This window comes from Pedobacter duraquae, from assembly GCF_004362245.1.
Lineage (GTDB): Bacteria > Bacteroidota > Bacteroidia > Sphingobacteriales > Sphingobacteriaceae > Pedobacter > Pedobacter duraquae.
In genome coordinates this window covers 1,140,778-1,165,361 of the sequence record NZ_SNWM01000002.1, presented here as the reverse complement: position 1 = coordinate 1,165,361, position 24,584 = coordinate 1,140,778, and the positions used below count along the sequence as shown (strand labels likewise).

Below are 24,584 nucleotides of genomic sequence, written 5' to 3'. Positions count from 1 at the left end.
GCTGGTATTTAACGGCTTTTCGTCAACAAAGTAAAGACTTCATTACTGAATCTGCAAGTTATTTTGAATTAATCTAAATTGCTATAGCAGGAGTTTTACTGCCTGTCGCTCATCGCTGCCTGCTATGGATAAAGCGTAATCTGATCCGCCAACTTCCTCTAACCTTTTTTAACGATTCAAAACGCCTGTTCAACGAATCTTAACCCGCCTGCCCGACCTTTCGCCGTAATTTTAATTCATCAGGCAACAGGGATTCTGTTTGCAGGATATAAACCCTTAAACTCAAATTATATGACTACTCACATTGGAATTACCGAAGAAAACAGAAAAGCTGTAGCAGATCAATTGGCTAAATTATTAGCAGATGAATTTGTGCTTTACACAAAAACGAGAAACGCGCACTGGAATATTGAAGGTGCAGATTTTCACGCCATGCATTTATTCTTTGAATCGCAATACCAGCAACTGGACGACCTAATGGATAGCGTTGCTGAGCGTATGCGCAAAATTGGTCATTATGCCCCTGCAACACTAAGCCAATTCTTACAACTTACACACTTAACGGAAATCAGCGATAGGAAAAATGATAGTGCTGGTTTTATCAAGGAGCTGCTGGAAGATCAGGAAAGTATCATTTCTTTCTTGAGAGGCAACATCAATACTTTTGCAAATACTTACAAGGATCTTGGTACCAGTGATTATATCACGGGACTCATGGAAACCCACGAGGAAATGGCCTGGATGCTGCGTGCACATTTTGGAAATGCCTAATGAAACGGACGCTAACAGTAATAGTTGTACTGCTTGGTATAGTACTGGGTATGCAACTTATCCGTCCAACCTTGCTTAATCCACCTGTAACCGGCGACATCAAAGCGCCGATGCAGGTAAAAGCAATCTTAAAAAAGGCGTGTTACGACTGCCATTCCAATGAGACAAATCTGCGCTGGTATGATCAGGTTGCACCGGCTTACTGGCAAGTTGTGGCGGATGTTAGGGATGGCCGCGCGGGGATGAATTTTTCTACCTGGGATAGCCTCGCCGTATCTGATCAGAAAGCAAAGCTCTGGGAAGCAGTTAATCAGGTAATGGCAGGAGCCATGCCTATTAAAGGGTATACTTTCGTGCATCCTGCAGCCAAAATCAGCAGCGCAGATCTTCAAGTCCTGAAAAATTATGTCATGACCCTTGGTATCCATGGTAAACCTGGAGATACCACAAAAATCAATGCACTGGCAAAGCAAAAGATCCAAATAGATAATATCCAGACAGCTCCTCTTCCGATGGCATTAAATGGTATAAGCTATATACCTGATTATAAAAACTGGCAGGCTATCAGTACTACCGAAAGGTACGACAATGGTACCATGCGCATTATTTATGGAAATGATGTTGCAGTAAAGGCCATCAAAGAACATCGTGTAAGTCCCTGGCCAGACGGAACCATCTTCGCCAAAGTTGCATGGGATCAGTTGGAAGATGCATCGGGCAATGTAACCACAGGCGTTTTTAAGCAGGTGGAGTATATGATCAAGGATCAGCGTAAGTATGCATCAACAAAAGGTTGGGGCTTCGCCCGATTCAAAACCCCCGAAATGTTGCCTTACGGTAAGACGGTTAACTTCGCTAACGAATGCGTAAACTGCCACCGCCCCATGAAAAATAATGATTTTGTATTTACGCAACCAATCAAAAACTGATTATGAAAACGAACATGCAACTCTTGCTGCTGCCAGCAATCCTGCTTATGCTTTCCTGTCGCACAAAGCCAGATTCAGACCAATCACTTAATATAAAAGCAGCGGTTCCAAAGGCGTTTAGCTGGAATCCGGAAGGGTTCAGAGTTATCAATACAGCATTCAATAGAAAGGCGCATACCACCTCTACGCTATACGGTAAATATCTACCAGGTAAAGAGACCCGGATATTACTTACCTGGCAGCAGGAAGAAGACTCACACTGGCTCGGCGCGAGAATTCCTGGAAAATTTCTTAGTGCCGAGCGACTGGAAATACAGAAACCAGCTTCCGGCGTAACCGATACCAGCTACTTTCGTTTCCAGGAAGGTAACAGCGCAGTTTACAAATCGGCTGGTACTGACAAAGAACGAATACAATATATATCCACATTACAGCCAGCAATAACGCCTTAAATAGCCCTTAGCGAGCTAATAATTTCATTATATTTAGCACCACATCTGAAGTCTGCAGATCATTATTTAAAATTTTTCCGATGACCAATAACCGGTTCAAATATCTTATCGTCGCTGCCTTTATTCTCGGCACATTTTTCCTGGGATTTTTACGCTACACTTCTGCGCAAAATATGCAGGTGCTGCTGGAGGGGAATGCTGAACTTTTAAAAGAACTACGCCTCAGTAACCATTTGCGTACCATAGACCGCGACATGCTTGGTGTAGAAAGCCGGATTCGCGCAGCAATCGCTACAGACGACACTTCGCACCTCAATGGCGTGGATGAGAAAATTCAGGAGCTGGAATCTTATATCGATACGTTAAAGGCAACGGACAGAGATGCTCGAACTACCAAATACCTGGATAGACTGCAGGTAATTGCAAACCAGAAAATTGAAATCAAAAAGAAATTAATGGATCTTTATCTTAAAACGGGTAGGGTAGATGATACCACATATATTGCCAACCCCGGCGCTAGAAAGATTTCGGACGAGATTACTTTTACAACGAAGAAAATCTACGATAGCAGACAGCAGTTGATGACAGAGCTCAGCCTTAAAATTGATAAAAGTGGCCGTACTGCCCGATTTTACGGGAATTGGTTGAGCGTTATCCTATTGTTTGTAAGTGGTGGCTTGTGCTGGTTTATCATCAGGCAGTTTGACCATAAGAACCAACTCATTAGCCAGCTCGATCATTCAGAAAAAAAAGCCCGCGAAGCGTTACAGGTCAAGGAAAATTTCCTTGCCAATATGAGTCATGAAATCCGAACCCCGCTAAACTCTATCCTTGGATTTACCAATCTCCTCAAGAGAAAAAAACTGGAGGCGGAGCCTGCAGAATTTGTGGCATCAATACAGGGAGCTGGAGAAAATCTATTGGCGATTATTAATGACATCCTGGACTTAAGTAAAATTGAAGCGGGGATGATGCGCATTGTAGCCAATCCTTTTAGCGTCCGTGGATTGGTACACTCCATAGAGACACTGTTTGGCGAGAAAGTAAAGGAGAAAGGGCTGATTCTGCACAGTCAAATAGATTCTGATGTGCCAGATACATTGGTCGGCGATGCCACCCGGCTAACACAAATCCTCGTTAACTTGATCGGTAATGCACTAAAATTTAGTGAACGTGGACAGATAGCTATCCTGGTATCTGGTAAAAAGTCCAGTGAAAATACTTTTGAGCTGGGTTTCCGAATCAAAGATCAGGGTATCGGTATCGATCAGGCAAAGCTGGAAGGGATCTTTGAACGCTTTAATCAGGCGGAAGATTCCATCACAAGAAATTATGGTGGTACAGGACTTGGCTTATCTATTGTTAAAAACCTCGTTGTTCTGCAGGATGGAAAGATTACAGTAGAAAGTGCCAAAACTACTGGTACTGAGTTTCATTTCGTTATCCCATACGAAATTGCCAAAGAGCAATTGGATGTGGTACCGGTTTTCGACGCCAGTCTACTCACAAACCATATGGATCAAACGCTCCGGATCCTTGTAGTCGATGATAACGTGATGAATCAAAGCTTAATGAAGCATCTGCTGACAGAATGGAATGCTGCATTTGATATTGTTTCCAGCGGAACTGCGGCATTAGCGCAGCTGAAGCAGCAGAAATATGATCTGGTACTCATGGATATCCAGATGCCGGGAATGGATGGTTATACAGCTACCCAGCATATCCGGGAAAATCTGGGCCTTAAAATCCCTGTAATTGCAATGACGGCCCATGCCATGGCTGGAGAAAGGGAAAAATGCCTGAGTTTTGGTATGAACGAGTATATCTCGAAACCAATTAATGAAGATGACCTGTTTAAACTCATTTGTAAGTTTATCCAACTGGATTGTCAGCCCAACGCCGTTAGTCCGGTGGATATTTCCATGTATAAGGTTATCGACCTGAGCTATATGAAAGCCATCAGCAAAGGAAATACCGCTTACGAAAAAACAGTAACCCAACAGTTTATTACATTGATTCCTCAGGATCTTGAAGCGCTACGCGCAAAATATGAGGAGGGAGATATTTTTGGTATCAACCAAATTGCACATAACCTCAAAACAACAGTGGCCATTATGGGTTTGTTACCGCAGCTCGAAGACCAGTTGGATCAGTTGGAATATGTGAAGTCAGATGCATTGGAAATCCCTGATCTGATTGATAATGTGGCTGCCATTTGTACGGCAGCCCTAGGCGAAGCTAGAGAATTTCAAGATACGCTCAACAATGGTTAAATCTTAACCAGTTCTACACGTCTGTTTTGTGCCTTGCCAGCGTCTGTATCGTTATCTGTTAATGGTTTTGAAGCACCAAAGCCAGTGGCTTTTAAACGGGATGCGCTGATTCCAGATTGAACAAGCGATTGTAGCACTGTGTTTGCCCGGGCTATTGACAAGGTTTTGTTTTTGTCGGCAGCGCCAGAATTATCGGTATGCCCCTCGATAGATAATTTTAGATCAGGATTGTTTTTCAAAACTGGAAGGATCTGATTTACTGCATCTTTACCATCTGCTAATAATGATGCCTTGTCTACATCAAAGTTAATGTGCAGCACAGCTTTGCCAGATTTATCCAGCTCACTTTTAATCTCATCAGCCTTGATAATACTTACTTTAGGAACATTTGCTGCTTCTTTTTGAAGGATGTTGATATAGCCACCACCCTCGTACAGGCTTAATTCAATCCAGATTTCGGCAGCGGCAGTTCGTAGCACATAGGTGCGCACATGACTTAAGGTATAATCATTGTCGCCAATAATAGAATATGCATGGTTACCTTGTTCCAAGACTTTTTTTCCAATTCTTTCAATTTCTCCGGGAAGGATTTTATCCGAAACCTGGACACCACCAAGATCAGTAATTGCTTTATTGTAAGCTCTGTCTACCAGCTCCGGACTAAATGGCGTGTCGCTGTCCCTGTTTTTATAAATATTTGTTTTATACGATTTCCCTTCAATCCCCGTCAAGCGGCCCTTAATCGCAAAATGCAAATTTTCGAAATCACTTTTAATAACGTCATTATAGTGATAACCCTCAGGAGCATTAAGATATGGAAACTTGCCAATCTCTTTACTGGTTACGGGGATGGTATTGATGTCAAATGCCGCAGATGCACCTGCAGAAGTAGTATCGGTTCTGGTTACTATGGTGCTATCAGTTTTGCTGGTTTCGATAATTGTGGTGCTTTTGTTTTCGTTATTGCTACATGCAGTCAAAAGCATACTTCCGGCGAAGCATACATACAGGAAATTTTTCATAAGAAGTTGGGCTGGTTCAAAAATTTGATTGATTGGAGCGAATGGTGCGTTCATGTTTTTGATAAGCAAAGCAGGATGTTTGTTTTACTAGATTTCAAATCTCAAGGTTATAACACAAATAGCGAGATAAAGTTTGAGAATGAAAGGTTACCCAAAAATGATTTTTGCGTTTATAAAGCAGCGTATATGCAAAAAAAGCGGGCTGATTTTGTCAGCCCGCTTTCGGAAATTTCATTTAATTATTGGAATTAGTTATATCCAGGATTTTGTTTGAATACTGTTTTATTCGTTACCGCATCTATCTGTGTTTGAGGGATCGGACGGATCAGGTGGTACTCCTTAAAGTTTACCGCAGCATCGGGGTTTAAGGCAGCGATGCGTGAAGCCAGTTTGCCGGTACGTTTCAGGTCAAACCACCTCAATTGCTCACCGCCTAGTTCTCTTGCTCTTTCATCAAGGATAAAATCAAGGGTCACCTGTGCCGGAGTGATCTGCATCTGTGCCGTACGTCCAGTAATGGCGGCACGTGTGCGTATTACGTTAAGGTAAGTAGCAGCAGTGGTTGCATCTCCGGTGTTGAGCTTAGCTTCGGCAGCAATCAAATACATCTCAGCAAGACGAATTACGAAAGCATCTCTCGAACTTTGAGCCTCAGCAACACTGGTACGGGTAGAATCCTTGAATTTTGATAGTGATGCCATAAACTTGCGTTGTAAAGGAACACCGTTTGTTCCGTACACATTAGCAAGATCATAGGTAATGTATTTTTTACTTTGCTGTGCTACAGGGATTGTTGCGTTTGGTGTATATGCAATGGTATCACCTACTTTAATTGCATTACCATTGTATGTTCCAGCTTTATTTGCATACCAAACCGTTTGGAAAGAACCTTTAAAGCGTGAATCATTTGCCTGGTCAAACATTTTCATATAAGATAGCGTTGGCATATATCTGTTAAAAGGGCGACCGTTATTGATGTCACGGGCCAATAGCGCGCTGTTAACCTGATCGTACACCATGAGGAACATCATATGTCCGTTATTAGAGCCGCGGTAGTGGCCGTTGGGGAAGGTAGTTGACGTCAAATCATTATTTGCCAGGTTTGTCGAATAGTCAATCGCCCAGATTACTTCTTTGTTTTTCTGGTTACCCATGTTCCACAGATCCACAAATTTAGGCTGTAGAGCGTAGCCATAGTTTTTAATCACATCGTCTGCCAAAGTAAAGGCTTCAGCATTCATGCCGCGGGTTAGATACATCCGCGCTAAAAATGCCTTAGCAACAGGTACAGTAATACGACCATATTCTGTCGCTGTAACAGGAGCATTTGCCACCGCAAATTTCAGATCTTCAAAAATCTGGTTGTAAAAGGTAGCCACTGGTGTGCGGTTAGCCTCTGTAACGGCACCACTTGTCGGCACTGTTGTGAAGTTAACATCACCCCAGGTTTCTACAATGTGCCAGTAGTAAAATGCACGTAAAAAGCGCAATTCAGCTTCTCTTGTTGTTTTTTGAGCTGGCGTATAATCTTCTACGGCAGCTACACTAGCTATGCCTGTATTACATAGGTTAACTCCGGCATATAAATTATTCCATAATAAAGGAAGTGGATCCGCAGTTCCCTGAAAGTTAAAATATTGCGTAAACTGAGGGTATGGATCGCCTGCAGCACTGGTCCAGATATCTGTGCCCATTTCTCCTGCCAGGAATCCTTCTTCCTTACCATACCAGAATCTGCTATAGGTATAAGCTGCATTAACCAGCGTTTCGAATCCGGTAGCTTTGGTGTAAAGGGTTGCAGCAGTAAAATTACTAGGGTTATATTCTTCCAGTGTTTTCTTGCAGGAAGACAAGGTGACAGCACCTATTGCAACTGCTAGAAATGAACCGTATATAAATTTTTTCATGATTTCTAATTATTAGGTGTTAAAGTGATAAACTTAGTCCTGCAAGGAATAGCTTGGTTAGCGGGCGATCAAATGAGCCGCCGCCTTCCGGATCGTAATCTTTGATTTTAGAGAACGTAGCAAAGTTTTTAGCACTTACATAGAATCTAACGTTGCTTACACGAAGACGTTTAGCAAGGGTAACAGGAAAAGTGTAACCCAAGGTGGCATTTCTGATTTTAACAAAAGAACCGTCTTTATAACCCAGGGTAGTAGCAAAAGGCTCTGCTGCTCTGGATACGTTTGCATTTGGTCTTGGATAGTCATTTGTTGGATTCTCTGGTGTCCAGTAATCTATGTTGGCACTATTCTCGATTCCATTAGGCTCATATTTCAGGGCATATTGAGAAACAAATGTTTGTCCGATGCGGCCAAATACCATGATATTCAGATCAAAGCTTTTGTACTTGAAATCGTTACTGAAACCAAAAGTATAGCTTGGTACTGCAGATCCTACGATAATCCTATCGCCTGTAGTAGTAAATTTACCATCACCGTCGACATCCTGTACCTTAATATCTCCCGGTTTGTAGCCATAGCTGGCAGCTTGAGCAGCTTCTGAAGTTTGCCAGATACCAATTTTATTATAGTCATAGAAAGAAGCTACCGGATATCCGATAAACCAGCTATTCGCCACATCATTTACACCATTTGGTAAATAGGTGATCTTCTCCTTATTGCGGCTATAAGTGATGTTTGATGTCCAGCTAAAGTCGGTGCCCTCAATATTTAACGTCCTTAAACCAACCTCAATACCTTTGTTGCTGGTTTTGCCAAGGTTGGCTAATGTCCTCTGACTACCTGTACTTGCAGGCAGCAACTGCGGCAATAACAGGTCTTGAGTTTTTGAATCATAATAGTCTACAGTACCACTAATTCTGTTTTTCAGGATACCAAAATCAAGTCCTAAATTGAGTGTTTTGGTAAGTTCCCATTTCAGGTCGGGATTACCGATCTTTGGATCAAGTCCGTAAGCCAACGCAGTGATATCGTTCCATGAATAAGGTATGATAGCCACGTTACTTTGGGTTTGGTAAGGCAAAACAGAAGCATTACCCGCCATACCGTAACTTCCACGTACTTTTAATTCGCTGAAGATAGTTTGTTTCTGCATAAAGTTCTCGTCCACAACTCTCCATGCTGCGGCTGCCGAAGGGAAGAATGCCCATTTGTTGCCGGTAGAAAGTACCGATGACCCATCTGCACGGCCGGTTAAGGTTAACAGGTATTTACTTTTGAAAGCATAGTTTAGCCTGAAAGCACCTGATACCAGATTCTGACCAATATAGTTACTCGAGATCTTTAAGTTGGCAGGATTGTTCTGTAGAGCCTGATACGACTGATCGGCCAATAACTGCCCCGTACCTTGTGCCAATGAGTTTTCTGTCCTGTTAGACTGGTAACTCGTTACAGCTGTAGCTGTGAAGTTATGGTCTTTGATGCTTTTCTGATAGGTGATGATGTTCTCCCAGATCAGGGTATTATCACCTGTATGTGTAATTGACGACAATGAACCTGTAGACAAGGCTCTGTTCAAAGTGTTTGCACCTTCAAAATGTCCATTTCTGCTTGTCGACAAAGTAACACCCAGGTTTGAGCGTATGCTCAAACCTGCAAGTGGTTTCCACTCTGCAAAAGCTGTTGATAATAGGCGTGTAATATGATTCTCATTCACATAGGCGCCTTTTTGCTCATTAAAATAAGGGTTTACCTGGTTGCCGTTTCCAGGAAATTTCGCTAACGAACCGTCTGTATTATAAGGATCAAAATAAGGGATGATCTTGTTGGCAACAGAAAGGATGTTGTCGTCTCTAAGGTTCTGATCGTAATAGGCCAGCTGACTTTGCAACCCTACTTTAAAGTCTGTAAAGACCTGGTGATCGATATTTAGACGCAAGGAGTAGCGGTTAGAATAATCGTTGTCATACAAACCCGCTTCTTTGAAATAATCCATGGAGAAGTAGGCTTTTGTTTTTTCAGATCCACCAGCTACGCTGACATTATAGTCTTGTTGCGAACCATCTTTCAGGAAGAAACCCGGCCAGTAAAAATTGGCACCATTACGTGCGGATGCTAAATCTTGTGCACTTGTAAATACTTTCGAATCATCGGCAGTAGAATTCCAGGTGCCAATGGTGCGGTAAGCTTCGCGTTTCAGGTTAGCATACTGCGGGCCAGTCATAGGAACAGGATAACCGGTAAGCTGAGCGATCCCATAGTATGATCCTGCAGTTATTTTAACATCACCCGTAGCACCACGTTTAGTGGTGATAATGATTACTCCATTCGCTCCGCGCGATCCGTAAATCGCAGTAGAAGATGCATCTTTCAGGAATTCTATGGAGGCAATATCATTCTGGTTAATATCCTGATAAGTACTGTACTGGATTCCGTCAACGATATAAAGTGGGCCATTGTTGGCAGCGAGAGAACGGTTACCCCTTACTGTAACACTTGCATTAGCACCCGCAGCACCACTTGTTCTGGTAATGTCGACTCCAGAAACTTTACCCTGCAAAGCTTCAATAGGATTTGAGGAAGCTACTTTAAGGATCTCATCACCCTTAACAGAAACAACAGACCCTGTTAGGTCGCGCTTTTTAACCGTACCGTAACCGATTACAACAACCTGATCCAAATTATTGTCTACCGGCGCCATAGCAATTCTGATGGTTGATTTTCCGGCTGCGCTCTGTTCTATTGGCTTATAACCTACGTAGGCGAATGTTAAGATTGAGTTTGAATTTGGAATGTTTAAGGTAAACTCTCCTTGAGCATTAGTCGCTATCCCAATGGAAGTGCCTTTAACTTTTACAGACACATTGGGAAGACCTTGTCCTGTTTCGTCAACTACTTTTCCGCTGACCTTCACTTGCTGTTGCTGATTCGTTACGCCACTTTGAGCAAAAACACTCGGAATCGCGGCGACGGTTAATAATTGCAAAAGCAAGCCGCATTTTAAAAAATGTAAACTTGTTTTCATACTGGCTATATTTGGTTTGTTTAGCGATTCTTGGTTGGAATCACTAAACAAACATAATGATCGTAATGAGTAAAACGATAAACGCTCCAAGTAAAACTGTGCAAACGTTTGCTGTTTTGAATTTCGTAAAATAATGGTTCATGGATAATAATTTTGGAAATATATTAGCTATTTATTTTTCAAATTAATAACGTAGATTTCAGGCAATTTCAATTTGTCAAGGTATAAAGGTTCAAAAAGTTGCCTTAAAAGCGCGTTCAATGCGAATCCTTCATTATTTTTCTATTTTAGCTTCATTAACTGGATGCCATTTTTCTGTCCAAGGACTTAAGTCTTTGGTTATTACAGATGTCAACTATGTTGATCGAACCAAATATAATTCTCTATATGAATAGACAGCATTTTAAATCGGCACTGAGTTTAGTTTTTGCTATCACAACAATAACACGCTTAGTTTCTCCAATTTCAGCTCAGGCCCAGACTGTATTAGCGCCAATAAAAATTTCGGAAAATCAACGGTATTTCATGGCCAAGGGCAAGCCCTTTTTCTGGCTTGGCGATACCGGCTGGTTGCTTCTGTCGAAGCTGAAAAGAGAGCAGGCCGAACAGTACCTGGAAAACAGACATAAACTGGGTTTCAACGTAATTCAGGTCATGGTTGTCCACGATAATAAAGAAATTAATGCCTATGGCGATTCAGCTCTAGTAAATAAAAAGATCAACACGCCGCATGTAACGTCTGGCAGCACGTTTGGTAAGGGGGATGAGTATGACTATTGGGATCATATGGATTGGATAATCAAACTTGCGGCAAGCAAGGGAATGTATATGGCATTAGTGCCTGTTTGGGGCTCGGTAATTAAAGCTACCAAAGTGAATGCTACCGATGGGGCTGCCTATGCTGAGTTTTTAGCGAAGCGCTTTCGGGACAATTCAAATATCATCTGGCTCAATGGTGGTGATATCAGGGGATCTGACTTTACCGACACCTGGGAAGCAATTGGTAACGCGCTCCGTAAAAATGATCCCGACCATCTGATTACCTTCCACCCCTTTGGTAGGACACAATCGTCTAAGTGGTTCCACGATTCTAGCTGGCTCGATTTTAACAGTTTTCAGTCGGGCCACCGTACCTATGCTCAGGATACCGATAAAAAAGATCTGAACTATGGCGAGGATAACTGGCGGTATGTGCAGGCAGACTATGCCAAAACTCCTGTTAAGCCGACACTGGATGCAGAGCCGTCTTACGAAAATATCCCTTATGGTCTGCACGATGTAAAACTGCCAAAATGGAATGCGGCTGATTTGCGTCGTTATGCATATTGGTCGGTCTTCGCCGGAGCAGCAGGATTTACCTACGGAGATAATGATGTAATGCAGTTTCATCTCCCTACGGATAAAAGCAGTGCATATGGATCCACCACCTACTGGGAGCAGGGAATTGAGGCCCCGGGAGCACAACAAATGCGTTATCTGAAAAAACTAATTGAGTCGCATCCTTATTTCGAGCGTGTGCCAGACCAGTCTTTAATTGCAAGTGGGCAGGGTGAAAAATACGATCGCTTATTGGCCACAAGAGGAAAAAAATATGCCTATATATATACGTATACCGGAAGGGTCATGCTAATTGACGCCAGTAAACTTGATGGGAAAATGATCAAGGCAAACTGGGTGAATCCACGTACTGGGCTCGTCACCACCATTGGTGTATTTCCAAAAGGCAAATCAATGAAATTTAACCCTCCCGGAGCGCAGAAAAACGGAAACGACTGGGTCTTGTTATTGGATGCAATCTAACGCAGCAACCGACTTTTAGTTACAGTCTTTACCAATTTCACAAGATGGGCCGTCGATAATCTCCAATTTAGGTGGATTATTTGCGCTCCATTCTGTGAAGGTCTTTTCCAGAACTTCAGCAAATGCACTGCTTTCCTGTGCTCCCGAAACTGCTAACTTCCTGTCGAACACAAAAAATGGTACTCCGCGAACACCTATTTGCTGTGCTTCAAAGATATCATGTCTCACATCGTTAGCAAACTGCTCACCTTCCAGTACTGCTTTTGTTTGCTCGGGATTCAAGCCGATTGATTCGCCTAAAGACACTAATGTGTCGATATCGTCGATGTTTTTACCTTCAGTAAAATACGCTTTGAATAATCCTTCTTCCGCAAGATCTTGCAAGCCATTTTGTTTTGCGAATTGTGCAAAGCGGTGCGCCATGAAAGAATTAGCAGGAATAGTTTGATCGAAGTTGAAGGTTAAGCCAGCTTGAGCAGCACGACTAGCCACCTGGTTATTCATGTCTTTTGCTTCGGCTAAGCTGATACCTTTATGGTTTGCCAGAAATTGGTGGATGTTTTTGTCTGGTGCCGTTTCCATGTCCGGAGCCAGCTGGAAACTTTTCCAGATAACCTCAATACTTTCAGCATCTTTAAATTCTGATAAAGCCTTTTCGAATTTCCTTTTACCTATATAGCAGAACGGACACATTACGTCACTCCAGATTTCTACGATCATGATTTTGTTGTTTAAAGTTAGATGATAGCGTTTAATGGTGAGGTGTACGTTATCACCAATACAAAATTAAGCATATTTTTAAAGAAGTTGTGCTGAGAGATGGCAAGCTGACGTTAAGATGAATTTTTCATTTTCTTAACCAACATTGAGGCCTATTCTGTAACTGATTAGTTGGTGTTGTTGTATTCCTGAACGATCTGTCTGATTTTTTTATAATCAAAATCGTCACGCTCTTCGTATCGGCTGGCTATTATGGGTTTGTCCTGGAGCAATGTTAAAAAAGCATGAGTTAATTTTTTCTTACTTTTCCAAGGATCGTTGGTTTTTATTTTAGTTAAAGGTTGTCCTGCTTTTTCTGCATAATAATCAGTTACTGATCCACCTCCAGTACCACCCATTGGCATACCCATTGCTATAACGTAATGCATGTTTGGTGTTGAGTAAGGCTCTTTTTCTGGAGTTGTATAAAGGGTTATAGTTCCACGCTCAAGTAATTTTAAAAATAAGGGTTGTTTTCCAGACGGATTCATAGACTTAAAAAATGCGGTATCTTTGGCTACATATACCGCCGAGATTTGATGAGGGGGATATTCGCTTGTTTCTTTTTTATTACCTTCCTGAATCTCAACTAAAGATCTATTGATGTTCTTTACTTTGCACCAAATTGTGTCTTTTAATCGTGTAACGATATAATCTTTCTGAGCGTAAGAGTTAAAAGTAAAAAGGCTAAAGGTGAATACCGTCAGTAGAATTCTAAAATAATGGGCCGTCATAAAGGAGAAATTTTATATTAAAAATCATTAGGAACACACTTGTGTTGTCCCTTTCTGTCGCTCTCCTTCTGAATCCCTTGTGGATAATTTTTTGCCTGTAGATCTTGAAAATAATAAGAATGCAAGCACGGACAGGAAAAAAACTTTGTAAGTGTTATTAAACATTGAAGAGCATTAGGTAAGGCGAACTAAATTAACAAAATTTGTTTAATCGATCATTACTGCTTAAAAAAAATTGTTGTCAGGTTCTCCTTTATCGATCCAGGCGATACTTTTGATTCCATTTTGACGGAGGCGTTCTACCAGCTGACCGGTATGGTGCTGTATGTGACGAAGGCTGTATAAAACAAGTTCCAGCTTGTTCATGGGCAACCATTCAAAGCCCGACGGGCCAGACAAATCCAGTTTGTCGATCCGTTGCTGAACAGCTTCACTAATCTTTAAATTGTAGGCAGCAAGATCCTGTTTCGTATATCCTGGGAATTCGTGTTCAGGCAGTGGAAGCTGGAAACCCAGGCTGTGGTAACTGGGTACATGCAAATGCCAGGGTCTGAAGTAACCCTCGCTTTCTGCAAGATAAAGTGCGGTAAAATGCAGCGTGTGGTAGGCGATACGACGAAAACTGTTTTCGTAACTTGTATTGCCCCAAAGTTCATCGGGACAGCGTTCTATAACATCAAATAGCATTTTAAGGACTGCGCGGTATTGTGAAGCTAACTCTTTTTTCATACATGCTGTTTAACCCAGATATATATTTAGATACATAAATAAATATATATAATTTGTAGCAAGTACAAGGTTTATTAACAGCAATATACTCCTACTTTTTATTTAGGCATGTGCAATACTGGGTCGCTGGCTGCTGCCTGAGCCACTACATCGCTGTTATGGCCTGACGCGATATACCACTTGCCGTTTTGTTTCACAAAAACTATGGTGGCGATATTATCTTTGTCTCCTTGTTTATTAGTGCCGCGGTCTACGCCATCGGGAGGGTAAAATGCGGCGATGTGCGTTACGCGATACATAATTGCAACATCGTTAGTCAAGAAACGCAGATCACTACTTTTATCAGCTGCAGCAGCATTTTTTAAGAAAGCATTTACGAATACTTGGTGTGCAAATTGAACTTCCTTTAGGTTATGCCAGTGCATGCCAACTACATTGATCCAATGGCAGTCGGGGGTAACGTAGTCTTTCATATCGCTAAAATCTTTGTTCTTCCAGCTATTGCCGAACCTTGCCCAGGTTTTTTGGATGGCCGCTTCATCATCAGTGCGACTTTGTGCGTTGACTACAATGTTTGCAAAGAGCAAGACAAGTAAAATTACTGATAGCTTTTTCATGGTGATTTTTATTAATGTTTGAACGAATTTATCACCTGTTTTTTTAGGATTTTCTAAAAGTAGACGGCCGCAGCGCCAGAACTGTCATAATGGTAATTTGTGCCAAGCAACGCCTTTCGTCGTCGATAAAATGCTTATGTATTTCAAAAATCAAGCTTTGTCTATTTTACCCAACCCAAAAGCTACATTGCGGTAATGAGTTGTATCTTTATTGATAAATACTTTAAAGACAGTGAATTCAATCCCCTTTTTGTTTTCAAATCAATTGAAATGGCGACTGTACAGGCATGCCAGCTTCTGGCTATGCTGGTATTTATTCCAGGTTTACCTGTACTCATTTACACCGTCGCCAATGCTTGCCGTTATGGATTTTTGGAGTCGTATACAAGTCAATCTGGTACAGAGTTTCATTTACCTGATCCCCAATATGTTTCTTGCCTATGGTTTAACGTATTGGACTATCCCTAAATTTATATTAACCGGTAAATATGCTCGGGCTGGTTTATCTGTTGTCTTATTATTTTTGCTTACTGGTGGCTTATCCGCATTGGTATCCCTCACAATAATTGATTACTTTACACATTTGTTGTTTAGGCAATATGTTGCTGACCCGCAATTAAATCACATGCCCATTTCAGTGCGCGTTTTTCTAGCCTGGATTTCAGGTCTTCGCGGGAGCATTACCATCGGGGGGCTGGCAGCCTCTATCAAGCTAATGAAATACTTTTACGAAAAGCAACAGCAGGCGCTTATCCTGGAACAGGAAAAAACCGTTGCAGAACTGCAATCGTTAAAAGCACAATTGCACCCCCATTTTTTATTCAACACGCTGAATAACATTTATGCGCATGCACAGGATACAGCACCAGTGGCGGCAGACATGTTACTTGGCCTATCTACCTTGTTACGGTATATCCTTTATCATTGTAATGCGCCATTGGTGCCCCTAAAGCAGGAGGTCGACATGTTATTGGAATATATCGAGCTTGAGAAAAAACGTTATGGCAATGAATTAGAGATCGCCGTACAGGTGCCTGATCATTTCGACAGCCTGATGATTGCTCCACTGTTGATTTTACCTTTCGTTGAAAACTGCTTTAAACATGGCACCAGTAACGTTTTAGAAAGGCCATGGATCAATATGCATCTGAATATAAAAAATAAGTCTATTCACTTAAAATTGATTAACGGCAAGGCAGAGGACATCATCAGCCCAACTAGCGGAATAGGTATAGGAAATGTCCGTAAAAGACTTGAACTCTTGTATCCTCATCGACACGAGCTGCATATCATTGAAGAAGAAGAAACGTATCTAGTTAATTTAAGTATAGAATTAAAAGATCTGACCGATGGAGTTAACGATTTATAATGTTTTAATAGTGGATGACGAACCGCCAGCTCGCGAAGTATTAAAGCGGTATGTTCAAAAAATGCCTACCCTGCGCCTTGCTGGGGAATGTGGCAACGGGCTAGAGGTAATTCCTTTTTTGCATAATAACCCTGTTGATATCATTTTTTTAGATATCCGGATGCCGCAGTTAACAGGTCTTGAACTGGTAAGTACGTTAATAGATCCTCCGAAAATAATTTTCACAACGGCGTATGCTGAACATGCTTTGGAGAGTTACGACCTTCGTGCCACTGATTATTTGTTAAAGCCCATACACTTTGATCGGTTCGTTAAAGCAGTCAACAAAGCTATTCCAATTGTGTCTACGGCATTAAATAATGCTGTGTCTGCTAATATTGAGCATAAGCCAGCTGATAATTTTCTCTATTTTCGGAGCGACCGTAAAATGGTGAAAGTAATGATCAATGATATTTTATATATCGAGAGTCTAAAAGACTATGTGAAGATCATTACGATTAGCGGGCAGGTAATTACGAAATATGCCATGGCCGCGTTAGAAGCGACGTTACCCGCGCCAGATTTTTTGAGGATACACCGTTCGTTTATTGTTGCAGGTGAAAAAATACAATCTTACACACTCAGTCATGTGCAAATAGCAGGATATGAAATTCCTATCGGGAAATTTTATCAAAGGGAAGTTATTAAGGCGCTAGAAGGTTAAAATAATGTTTGGGCTTATTGCAAAGCGCATACTGGTTCTAATCTTGAACTCTTTGCATTTGTAAATTGTCAAGCGGATAAAGGTTTGATAAACTAAATGTTATACTCATTTTAAGTTGTAATTATTACTAATTTCGAAGGGAATGACTAGAGTTTTGTGGAATTCCGACTAAAAACATGCTTTTAGGTTGATTTTTAGGTCTATAAGTTTGATATGAATAAATTTAATGTTAACTTAACGTTAAGTAAGAGTTACTTAAATATTAACAAGCCATCGCCATGTACACCGAAAGCCCTTCAGAGAACCACGGATTAATTTTCAAACTGTCTATCCTTAGCCTATTTGCTGTTTTATTAGCCCTTTTAACTTTGAAAAATGAATCGATGAAAAAACATTCAAATACTGTGTTTGCAAATTTCAGTCCTTTTTCCTTTGAGTATAAGCAGGAGCTTGCACGCCAACTTGCTTCCAGAAGAGGGGAGGAGTTGAATTATTGGTTTAATCGACATTTCCAGATGAATGGAAAAGACTATCTTGATGTAACAATTAAAGGGGATGGTCTGCAGGCTAACAGTGCCATTGAGATTAACGACTGGAGCAAGCTAGAAGCCTTGAAGGCAGCAAGTGGCGATGCTTATCGTGGTGCTGAATTAGACAATTTAAAGTTTGATATCGTCCAAAACGGATCTAATATAAACTTCGTTTTTAAAGATCTGAATGCAGTGATTGAATAATTAAGAATTAGTGCGCTAATTTTGAATTTCCAACAATTTTCTAACCACCTGCAGACACACGTTAATCACACAAATTAAAGTAAACATCAACTGGGTAAAAAAGTTATAAAAAATCCAGTTATAATTTGCTGTTGATTGACAATCAATGCCAATTTAAAGTGATTACTGAGCGGGAGTACTGTATCCCCTGTACTGCTATGAGTCAATTATAATTCGTTCTTTGTGATGCGTTCCCAGTAAGATGTTTATGGAGGGAAGCTATAGTCTAAAAAGAACATGTCATGAAAAATGTAAATCAATCGAAAAACGGAAGAGCAGATGGAATTAGTGAAATAATTCCTAAAAAAATTGGTGCCTTAAACAGATCTTATGTAAATCAGTCGTTTGAAGCCCTCGAAATGGAGCTGAACGCAATGGCTTTTTGTAGCCTTTAGGCAGGCCTACCTGATGCGTACCACATTCGATTAGTGGGGAACAAACACCCCAATAAATAAGGATGAAACTAAGTGTGTGTTATCGGCAATCGGAAGTTTTTTATAAAGGCTTAAATTTTTTTTAAGAAGTGGCATAAGTTGAATTGAAAACACTTAAAATAATAAGGAAATGGCAAAATTACCAGAGGGTATACTGGGCCCGGTATCAGGAACAATCGGTTCCATTGTAGGGGCAAAATGGAGGGGTGTATACTACATCCGGAGCAAGGGCAAGAAGCGAAAAAAAACACGCAGTAAAAAACAGTTAGCGAGTCAGGCTAAATTTAAGTTCCTGCAGGAATTCCTAAAACCTTTCAGGCCCTATTTTATTGTCGGATTTCAAAATGAAGCCTTGTACTGTAGCGAATGGAATTCGGCATTTTCTGCCAACTACAAAGCAGTAACAGGGCAGTCTCCTGATTTCGCCATCGACTATACGCTAGTTAAGCTAAGTTCAGGCCTGCAACCAGGTCTCAGAGATCCAAATGTCAGATATGCGGCGAGAAACAAAGTCGAAATGACCTGGACGTTTCAGGATGAGCCAATGGTAACTTATGATGATCAGATCACCATGGTGATTTATTGTGCTGAAATGAATAAAGCACAGGGTAGTATTGGCGGAGTATCCCGGGCAGATGGAAAATTTGTATTTAAACTCAACCCGCGCATTGCTGGCAAAGAGCTAGATATATTTATCTACGTAAGTTCGTTGAATAGGAAACTTATATCGCCAACGCATTACTTAGGCAAATTAATTTATGCCTCTACTACGAAACCTTAAGTTAATTATTTGAGGTCAGCTTGCCCCTGTAATCATACCGTTTATCATTGATCGTATAGATCACAGATTCATCGCTGCCGAGCGTGCTATAGTTGTTTGCACTAATTACTAAGGGAACTATAAACTTGCCGGTTTTTACATCCAGCAAGCCAACCTGATAGGCGTTGTTAACTACCTTCGTTACCATGGTAATGCCGTGGTTTACGGCGTTCATGTCTTCGTAGATGCAGGGAACAACCAGTTTGCCAGATGAGTTGATGAGGCCTCTTAATCCGGCGCTATTGGTTACTTTTGCATATCCATAATAAAACCGGGCAATTGTTTGATAGGCTGAAACATCAAATTTTTTATTTCTTCGGCTGTCTATATAATATTTCTGCGATGCATTGCCGACCAATAAGAGATCTGATTTAAAACTGGGTTCCAGGGCAAACGTTCCTGCCGGTAAAACGTCTTTTCCTGTTTGTTGCTCCAGGAGGCGGTACTGCTGTGTGTCGTCAACTTCCTTTACGTGAACAAAAATATAGCCACTGTCCTGCGAGATTACATGTGTGCTTGGTGGAATAAAAGCTTTTCCATCCAGCGTATATACACCAAACTCCTCATCGTCAGCCTTAGGTTGTACTGTAATCAGGAAATTACCGGCAATGCCAATCTCATCGTAGATAGGTTGCAAAACGATGTTACCATTATTGTCGGCAATACCCTTTTTATCAAGCCCACTAGCGGCGGGTTTTGAAAATTGAACAAATTTGCTCCCTACGGCTCCCTCAATTACATAGCCTTTCAATGTTGTTGTATTCAGGTTTAAGAGTTTTTTCTGTACTGGATCGAAACGGTAATAAGTGCATGCATTTTCACCCGATCCGGTAATGCAGCTTTTAAAATATGCGGCGCTAAGACTTTGAAGGTTGGCATACGAAGGTGGAATTACCCAGGCTCCATCAGCAGCTACAATGCCGTATATTCCTTTCTTGTCGCCTTCGGCAATACTGTTGCCACTTTCCATCACAGCAGTATTTTTCAAGGTAACATGCTCCTCTACAGTTTTATCCTCCGTAGCGTAAACTACGACTAGTTTAGCGATGTTCTGGTAGAATTTCAACGAGGCTACCCGGATATTTTCTTTCTGCAATTCTTCAGATCCCATTTCTGCAGGCATCGTTTTTCGGATGTCGGCAATAAGTTCTCCGGTATTTTTATATTTTTTATTGTCAATATTTTTCACCCAGCTTTTCAAGGCCTTATTGTAGATCTCCAGAATCTTTTGCTTGGCTTCGGAGGGGAGGGAGTAGCTGCTGTTGCTGTTTTGATCGATGTACCTACCTTTGGTGTCCATTCCGAGAATTGTCAATACGTTATCCGTTTTGCCGGTTATTTGTACGGTAGCCGCGTCGCTACCAAATTCCTTCAGCGCTACGGTGCCGAAAGGGGTCTTTCTAATTGGGTTGTCTTTGTCTAATACCAACTCTTCTGTTTTGGTAGCATAGCTATATTTTAACAAGGCATAAGCACTGTCCAAAGGTTTTTTTGCTGAAATCATCGCCTCGTCGCCGTCGGTTAATATCACTTTTTGATTGGCTGTTGTTTGGTCATGAAAGAATAGTTTGTCCAGACTCAAGCTCCAGGAAAGTACTATTTTGTTTTTTTCATTATTGCCATAAAATTCCGGTATAGGGTATCGATCTCCCAGAACGGCAAATAATGTAGAGCCTTTAGGCTCGATCTGTTGGGTAAAGTCGTAATTGCGCGCCACTACTTTCATGCCTTGCTCTACCGTTTCGGCTGGAAAAAGCGCATGAATTGGCGTTTTAATTACACCCTCATCTCCGGTAGGGTTCTTCACCTCGCTGCTAATGCTCAGCTGAATCCTGGTATTCATCATTTCCAGCAATTGGTCCAACTGTTCGGTTTGGGTATTGAGGAAAGTTCTGGCTTCGGGAAGTGTCTTGTTTTTTAGCTGTTCTGCAAATACATTTTTAATGGAATCTGTAGATCTATACCGGACCTCTGTATGGCCTGAACAAGCAAATAGTAACGAAATAGAGGTAAGGGAGAGGAGTTTGTTAATTAATTTCATGAGGCGGCAATCTGTTGAAATCAGGTAGTTGCCAAAATCGTACCACTAACACGCGGAAATTATATAGATATCCAACAAAATTATATAAGCCCCTATTGGGCATTGTGGTTATCTTTGTTGGTAAATCCAATAACCATGAAAAAGATAAGCTTAATCATCGCAATAGCGGCAATTGCCTTTACATCATCCGTATTTGCACAAGCTACAGCGTTTACTACGCTGTCTTCATACTATCAAATGAAAGATGCATTGGTAGCTGGCAATACTACGCAGGCTGCTGAGGCTGCCGGAACGTTGGTTAAATCAGTAAATGCCGAAGCTAAACTCTCGGACGCGGAAAAGGCAACGTTGGTAAAAAATGCCGGACTGATTGCTAAAACCAAAGACCTTAAAGTACAACGTGAATCTTTTGCCCCCCTGTCTAATCAGGTAATCGATCTCGTTAAAAAGAAAGCTATTGCTGCCGATGTTGCCTACGTGCAATACTGCCCAATGAAAAAAGCATCATGGCTAAGTACGGAAACTGCAATCAAGAATCCATACTATGGTAATGCGATGTTGACCTGTGGTTCGGTGCAGGAAACGCTCAAGAAATAATTGATGCAAAAGATACTTTGTCTGTTCATCTTGCTGATGGGCGGGTTTGCGCATGCGCAAGCTCAGCATAAAATGCAGATGAAAACCCCTGAAAGGGAAAAGAATACTGCTGCAGTCAACAAGAATACAACACGTTATGATCTGTACATTACGGACACCACGGTAAATTACTCCGGTAAGCCTGCGATGGCGATGGCGATAAATGGACAAATCCCCGGTCCGCCGCTCACCTTTACTGAGGGGGACACTGCCGAAGTGCATGTGCACAACTTGACGCACATGGAAACTTCTATCCACTGGCACGGCGTATTCCTTCCAAATTATATGGATGGGGTTCCTTACCTCACGCAGATGCCTATTATGCCCGGCGCAACCTATATCTATAAATTTCCTGTCATTCAAAATGGCACTTACTGGTACCATAGTCATACGATGCTACAGGAGCAGAGCGGGATGTATGGAGCCCTGATTTTTAATAAAAAAAAAGAGCCACAGATTCCTGCAATTCCCGTGGTGCTGAGTGACTGGACGGATATGAAACCCGAAGAGGTAGACCGCTCGCTGCACAATGCCAACGATTGGTTTGCGATTAAAAAGAAAACAACACAAAGCTATGCTGAAGCGATACAGCAGGGTTACTTTAAAACGAAAGTGATCAATGAATGGAAGCGTATGACAGCTATGGATGTGAGTGACGTCTATTATGAGAAATTTCTTACCAACGGTAAACACACCACCGAAGCGCATAACTTTAAAGCGGGTACGCGTATTAAACTTCGTCTGGTAAATGGCGGAAGCTCTACGTATTTCTGGTTAACTTATGCCGGTGGCAAGATTACTGTGGTTGGTAATGACGGTAATGATGTGCAGCCCGTAGAAGTCGACAGGCTCATCATTGCGCCGTCGGAAACATATGATGTGATCGTTAACATCCCCGAAAATAAGTCTTACGAATTTCGTTCTACTGCCGAAGATCGCACAGGTTTCACATCTATGTGGCTGGGTAACGGAACTCAGATAGCGGCAAAGCCCTTAGGCAAACTCAAATATTTTGAGGGCATGGTCATGATGAATGGCATGATGAAGATGAATGGTGATATGGCTCCTATGGGTATGCAAATGAGTAACCAGCAGATGGATATGAATAATGTGATGTATCCTGAAATAAGTGTACCAGACACCGCAACGGCATTACCGGTAACACTTAATTACAGCATGTTGCGTGCCACAGAAAAGACTAACCTCCGAAAAGGGCCGGAGAAACTGTTGAAGTTTGAGCTTACCGGAAATATGAACCGGTATGTATGGACGATAGATAATAAAACCGTTTCTGAGTCGGACAAGATCCTGATCAAAAAAGGGGAGAACGTTAAAATTATTCTCTACAACAACTCTATGATGCGCCATCCTATGCATTTACATGGGCATGATTTCAGGGTGTTGAACGGGCAGGGTGATTATGCACCGCTGAAGAATGTGCTTGATATTATGCCTATGGAAACCGATACACTGGAATTTGCTGCAACTGAAAGTGGCGACTGGTTTTTCCATTGTCACATCCTTTATCACATGATGAGTGGTATGGGCAGAATTTTTACCTATGAAGGCTCAAAGCCTAATCCGGAAATTAAAGACCTTGCTTATGCACAGCGCAAACTTTATGCTGACGACCGTAAGTTTCATCCTATGGTAAATGTAGGCCTTGAAAGTAATGGTACGGATGGCGAAGCTGTGCTTGCAAACACACGCTATCAGCTCTCTACAGAATGGCGTATTGGATTGAAATCGAAATACGGTATAGAGAGCGAGACCTATTTCGGTCGTTATCTCGATAAAATGCAATGGCTGCTGCCCTTCATTGGATTCGACTATCACCATAACAGCTTGGATAATGAGCCTGAGCATAACCTGTTTGGTCAGTTGAGCAACCAGAAAAATAGAAAGGCTTTTGTTGCCGGGCTTCAATATACCCTCCCCATGTTGTTTGTTGCTGAAGCCAGGCTGGATAGTAAAGGTAAATTCCGCATGCAGTTAAAAAGAGAGGATATCCCGGTAACCAGCAGATTGAGATTAAACCTGATGGGAAATACTGACAAGGAATATATGGCTGGCTTGAGGTATGTAATTACAAAGTATTTTTCACTCTCTACACACTATGATAGTGATATGGGCTATGGCGGAGGTTTAACTGTTACCTATTAATGCGTATGTTAGCAGAAAATTTTGCTTATGAAAGTCAGGGAGCGCCTACGTATGTTTGCGATTTTAGCTTTAATTTTATGTAATATCGGCTGTGATCAGATTTCTAAAGGCATAGTCAGAGAAAGAGTAGGCTACCACGAGAATTTCAAGATCTTAACGGATAAGTTTACGCTTATGAAAGTTGAAAATACTGGGGCTTTTTTGAGTGTCGGGAGCTCTTTACCTTACTTTATTAAGGTGCTGTTGTTATCGCTTTTGCCAGTTATCGTGATTTGCTATGCCTTATTTTTGCTGATCAGCAAGAAAAATATACCCATCCTGATTGTGCTTGGGCTAGCCTTTGTAATCGGCGGTGGGACAGGTAATTTATACGACAGGATTCGGTATGGGTCGGTTACTGATTTTCTCCATATCGATTTCGGGTTATTTCAGACAGGAGTTTTCAATATGGCCGACGTGTCCATCATGATCGGAATGCTTATGATCCTGATCGGCCTGAGTAATAGTAAAACTTCGGCCCTAATGAAGGTTTGATGTTTTATATCTCTAACAAATTACGCTTTCCGTAATTTTAGTCGTTTATTTTCCCTAAAATTGTCTGGCAAACATGATGTTTCTCGTTTATCGGTT

21 protein-coding genes are annotated in these 24,584 nt (G+C 41.5%); 13 read left to right on the top strand and 8 right to left on the bottom strand.

Annotation, left to right across the window (positions count from 1 at the left end):
* Positions 1-291: 291 nt before the first annotated feature.
* From CLV32_RS11030 to CLV32_RS11015, 4 genes are all read left to right on the top strand, one after another.
* Positions 292-771: a Dps family protein gene (locus CLV32_RS11030; RefSeq protein ID WP_133555355.1), complete on the top strand. Its 480-nt coding sequence runs from the start codon at positions 292-294 to the stop codon at positions 769-771.
* Entirely contained in the window at positions 771-1,700 is a 930-nt protein-coding gene (locus CLV32_RS11025) for a heme-binding domain-containing protein (protein WP_133555353.1), read from the top strand. Before CLV32_RS11030 ends, CLV32_RS11025 begins: the two co-directional genes overlap by 1 nt.
* A gap of 2 nt (positions 1,701-1,702) precedes the next feature.
* Positions 1,703-2,152 carry a hypothetical protein gene (locus tag CLV32_RS11020; protein ID WP_133555351.1) on the top strand — a complete coding sequence of 150 codons (450 nt, stop codon included), beginning with the start codon at positions 1,703-1,705 and terminating at the stop codon, positions 2,150-2,152.
* Between the two features lie 80 nt (positions 2,153-2,232).
* On the top strand, positions 2,233-4,425 hold the full coding sequence (locus tag CLV32_RS11015) for a response regulator (protein WP_133555349.1): 2,193 nt from the start codon (positions 2,233-2,235) through the stop codon (positions 4,423-4,425).
* On the opposite strand, the gene CLV32_RS11010 is transcribed toward CLV32_RS11015, so the two are convergent.
* The 3 genes from CLV32_RS11010 to CLV32_RS11000 form a co-directional block, all read right to left on the bottom strand.
* Positions 4,422-5,447 carry an OmpA family protein gene (locus tag CLV32_RS11010; RefSeq protein ID WP_166641931.1) on the bottom strand — a complete coding sequence of 342 codons (1,026 nt, stop codon included), beginning with the start codon at positions 5,445-5,447 and terminating at the stop codon, positions 4,422-4,424. The two genes, CLV32_RS11015 and CLV32_RS11010, sit on opposite strands and share 4 nt — an antisense overlap.
* A gap of 248 nt (positions 5,448-5,695) precedes the next feature.
* Positions 5,696-7,354 carry a RagB/SusD family nutrient uptake outer membrane protein gene (locus CLV32_RS11005; RefSeq protein WP_133555345.1) on the bottom strand — a complete coding sequence of 553 codons (1,659 nt, stop codon included), beginning with the start codon at positions 7,352-7,354 and terminating at the stop codon, positions 5,696-5,698.
* A gap of 19 nt (positions 7,355-7,373) precedes the next feature.
* Positions 7,374-10,376: a SusC/RagA family TonB-linked outer membrane protein gene (locus tag CLV32_RS11000; RefSeq protein WP_133555343.1), complete on the bottom strand. Its 3,003-nt coding sequence runs from the start codon at positions 10,374-10,376 to the stop codon at positions 7,374-7,376.
* Between the two features lie 387 nt (positions 10,377-10,763).
* Here CLV32_RS11000 and CLV32_RS10995 point away from each other — a divergent pair, with 387 nt between their 5' ends.
* Positions 10,764-12,176, top strand: a complete 1,413-nt coding sequence (locus tag CLV32_RS10995) for a glycoside hydrolase family 140 protein (protein ID WP_133555341.1) — start codon at positions 10,764-10,766, stop codon at positions 12,174-12,176.
* A 15-nt stretch (positions 12,177-12,191) separates the two neighbouring features.
* Here CLV32_RS10995 and CLV32_RS10990 read toward each other — a convergent pair whose 3' ends face one another.
* From CLV32_RS10990 to CLV32_RS10975, 4 genes are all read right to left on the bottom strand, one after another.
* Complete coding sequence (locus CLV32_RS10990; RefSeq protein WP_133555339.1) at positions 12,192-12,896, bottom strand: DsbA family oxidoreductase; 705 nt, start codon at positions 12,894-12,896, stop codon at positions 12,192-12,194.
* Positions 12,897-13,063: 167 nt separating this feature from the next.
* Positions 13,064-13,669, bottom strand: a complete 606-nt coding sequence (locus CLV32_RS10985) for a hypothetical protein (protein WP_133555337.1) — start codon at positions 13,667-13,669, stop codon at positions 13,064-13,066.
* Positions 13,670-13,894: 225 nt separating this feature from the next.
* Positions 13,895-14,398, bottom strand: coding sequence for a DinB family protein (locus tag CLV32_RS10980; RefSeq protein ID WP_133555335.1), 504 nt, complete (start codon positions 14,396-14,398; stop codon positions 13,895-13,897).
* Between the two features lie 98 nt (positions 14,399-14,496).
* Positions 14,497-15,015 (bottom strand): SgcJ/EcaC family oxidoreductase, encoded by a 519-nt coding sequence (locus tag CLV32_RS10975; RefSeq protein ID WP_133555333.1) that lies wholly within the window; start codon positions 15,013-15,015, stop codon positions 14,497-14,499.
* Positions 15,016-15,265: 250 nt separating this feature from the next.
* On the opposite strand from CLV32_RS10975, the gene CLV32_RS10970 reads away from it, so the two are divergent.
* From CLV32_RS10970 to CLV32_RS10955, 5 genes are all read left to right on the top strand, one after another.
* Positions 15,266-16,384, top strand: coding sequence for a sensor histidine kinase (locus tag CLV32_RS10970; protein ID WP_243732286.1), 1,119 nt, complete (start codon positions 15,266-15,268; stop codon positions 16,382-16,384).
* Positions 16,365-17,087: a LytR/AlgR family response regulator transcription factor gene (locus CLV32_RS10965; protein ID WP_133555331.1), complete on the top strand. Its 723-nt coding sequence runs from the start codon at positions 16,365-16,367 to the stop codon at positions 17,085-17,087. The genes CLV32_RS10970 and CLV32_RS10965 overlap by 20 nt, the downstream gene beginning before the upstream one ends.
* A gap of 383 nt (positions 17,088-17,470) precedes the next feature.
* Positions 17,471-17,821, top strand: a complete 351-nt coding sequence (locus CLV32_RS10960; protein ID WP_133555329.1) for a hypothetical protein — start codon at positions 17,471-17,473, stop codon at positions 17,819-17,821.
* A gap of 281 nt (positions 17,822-18,102) precedes the next feature.
* Positions 18,103-18,255, top strand: coding sequence for a hypothetical protein (locus CLV32_RS23095; RefSeq protein WP_166641930.1), 153 nt, complete (start codon positions 18,103-18,105; stop codon positions 18,253-18,255).
* A gap of 169 nt (positions 18,256-18,424) precedes the next feature.
* Positions 18,425-19,075, top strand: a complete 651-nt coding sequence (locus tag CLV32_RS10955) for a DUF6266 family protein (protein WP_133555327.1) — start codon at positions 18,425-18,427, stop codon at positions 19,073-19,075.
* Between the two features lies 1 nt (position 19,076).
* Here CLV32_RS10955 and CLV32_RS10950 read toward each other — a convergent pair whose 3' ends face one another.
* On the bottom strand, positions 19,077-21,155 hold the full coding sequence (locus tag CLV32_RS10950) for a WG repeat-containing protein (protein ID WP_133555325.1): 2,079 nt from the start codon (positions 21,153-21,155) through the stop codon (positions 19,077-19,079).
* Positions 21,156-21,290: 135 nt separating this feature from the next.
* Between CLV32_RS10950 and CLV32_RS10945 the strand changes: the two genes are divergently transcribed.
* From CLV32_RS10945 to lspA, 3 genes are read left to right on the top strand one after another with little or no spacing between them, the layout of a single operon-like run.
* Positions 21,291-21,752 (top strand): DUF3347 domain-containing protein, encoded by a 462-nt coding sequence (locus CLV32_RS10945; protein ID WP_133555323.1) that lies wholly within the window; start codon positions 21,291-21,293, stop codon positions 21,750-21,752.
* A gap of 3 nt (positions 21,753-21,755) precedes the next feature.
* Positions 21,756-23,954, top strand: coding sequence for a multicopper oxidase domain-containing protein (locus CLV32_RS10940; protein WP_243732285.1), 2,199 nt, complete (start codon positions 21,756-21,758; stop codon positions 23,952-23,954).
* A 27-nt stretch (positions 23,955-23,981) separates the two neighbouring features.
* On the top strand, positions 23,982-24,488 hold the full coding sequence (gene lspA / locus CLV32_RS10935; RefSeq protein WP_133555321.1) for a signal peptidase II: 507 nt from the start codon (positions 23,982-23,984) through the stop codon (positions 24,486-24,488).
* Positions 24,489-24,584: the final 96 nt, after the last annotated feature.

What these genes read in the sequence shown, in the direction of transcription:
- CLV32_RS11030 (WP_133555355.1), top strand. Translation starts at nt 292, where the DNA reads ATGACTACTCACATTGGAATTACCGAAGAAAACAGAAAAGCTGTAGCA.
- CLV32_RS11025 (WP_133555353.1), top strand. Translation starts at nt 771, where the DNA reads ATGAAACGGACGCTAACAGTAATAGTTGTACTGCTTGGTATAGTACTG.
- CLV32_RS11020 (WP_133555351.1), top strand. Translation starts at nt 1,703, where the DNA reads ATGAAAACGAACATGCAACTCTTGCTGCTGCCAGCAATCCTGCTTATG.
- CLV32_RS11015 (WP_133555349.1), top strand. Translation starts at nt 2,233, where the DNA reads ATGACCAATAACCGGTTCAAATATCTTATCGTCGCTGCCTTTATTCTC.
- CLV32_RS11010 (WP_166641931.1), bottom strand. Translation starts at nt 5,447, where the DNA reads ATGAAAAATTTCCTGTATGTATGCTTCGCCGGAAGTATGCTTTTGACT.
- CLV32_RS11005 (WP_133555345.1), bottom strand. Translation starts at nt 7,354, where the DNA reads ATGAAAAAATTTATATACGGTTCATTTCTAGCAGTTGCAATAGGTGCT.
- CLV32_RS11000 (WP_133555343.1), bottom strand. Translation starts at nt 10,376, where the DNA reads ATGAAAACAAGTTTACATTTTTTAAAATGCGGCTTGCTTTTGCAATTA.
- CLV32_RS10995 (WP_133555341.1), top strand. Translation starts at nt 10,764, where the DNA reads ATGAATAGACAGCATTTTAAATCGGCACTGAGTTTAGTTTTTGCTATC.
- CLV32_RS10990 (WP_133555339.1), bottom strand. Translation starts at nt 12,896, where the DNA reads ATGATCGTAGAAATCTGGAGTGACGTAATGTGTCCGTTCTGCTATATA.
- CLV32_RS10985 (WP_133555337.1), bottom strand. Translation starts at nt 13,669, where the DNA reads ATGACGGCCCATTATTTTAGAATTCTACTGACGGTATTCACCTTTAGC.
- CLV32_RS10980 (WP_133555335.1), bottom strand. Translation starts at nt 14,398, where the DNA reads ATGAAAAAAGAGTTAGCTTCACAATACCGCGCAGTCCTTAAAATGCTA.
- CLV32_RS10975 (WP_133555333.1), bottom strand. Translation starts at nt 15,015, where the DNA reads ATGAAAAAGCTATCAGTAATTTTACTTGTCTTGCTCTTTGCAAACATT.
- CLV32_RS10965 (WP_133555331.1), top strand. Translation starts at nt 16,365, where the DNA reads ATGGAGTTAACGATTTATAATGTTTTAATAGTGGATGACGAACCGCCA.
- CLV32_RS10960 (WP_133555329.1), top strand. Translation starts at nt 17,471, where the DNA reads ATGAAAAAACATTCAAATACTGTGTTTGCAAATTTCAGTCCTTTTTCC.
- CLV32_RS23095 (WP_166641930.1), top strand. Translation starts at nt 18,103, where the DNA reads ATGAAAAATGTAAATCAATCGAAAAACGGAAGAGCAGATGGAATTAGT.
- CLV32_RS10955 (WP_133555327.1), top strand. Translation starts at nt 18,425, where the DNA reads ATGGCAAAATTACCAGAGGGTATACTGGGCCCGGTATCAGGAACAATC.
- CLV32_RS10950 (WP_133555325.1), bottom strand. Translation starts at nt 21,155, where the DNA reads ATGAAATTAATTAACAAACTCCTCTCCCTTACCTCTATTTCGTTACTA.
- CLV32_RS10945 (WP_133555323.1), top strand. Translation starts at nt 21,291, where the DNA reads ATGAAAAAGATAAGCTTAATCATCGCAATAGCGGCAATTGCCTTTACA.
- CLV32_RS10940 (WP_243732285.1), top strand. Translation starts at nt 21,756, where the DNA reads ATGCAAAAGATACTTTGTCTGTTCATCTTGCTGATGGGCGGGTTTGCG.
- lspA (WP_133555321.1), top strand. Translation starts at nt 23,982, where the DNA reads ATGAAAGTCAGGGAGCGCCTACGTATGTTTGCGATTTTAGCTTTAATT.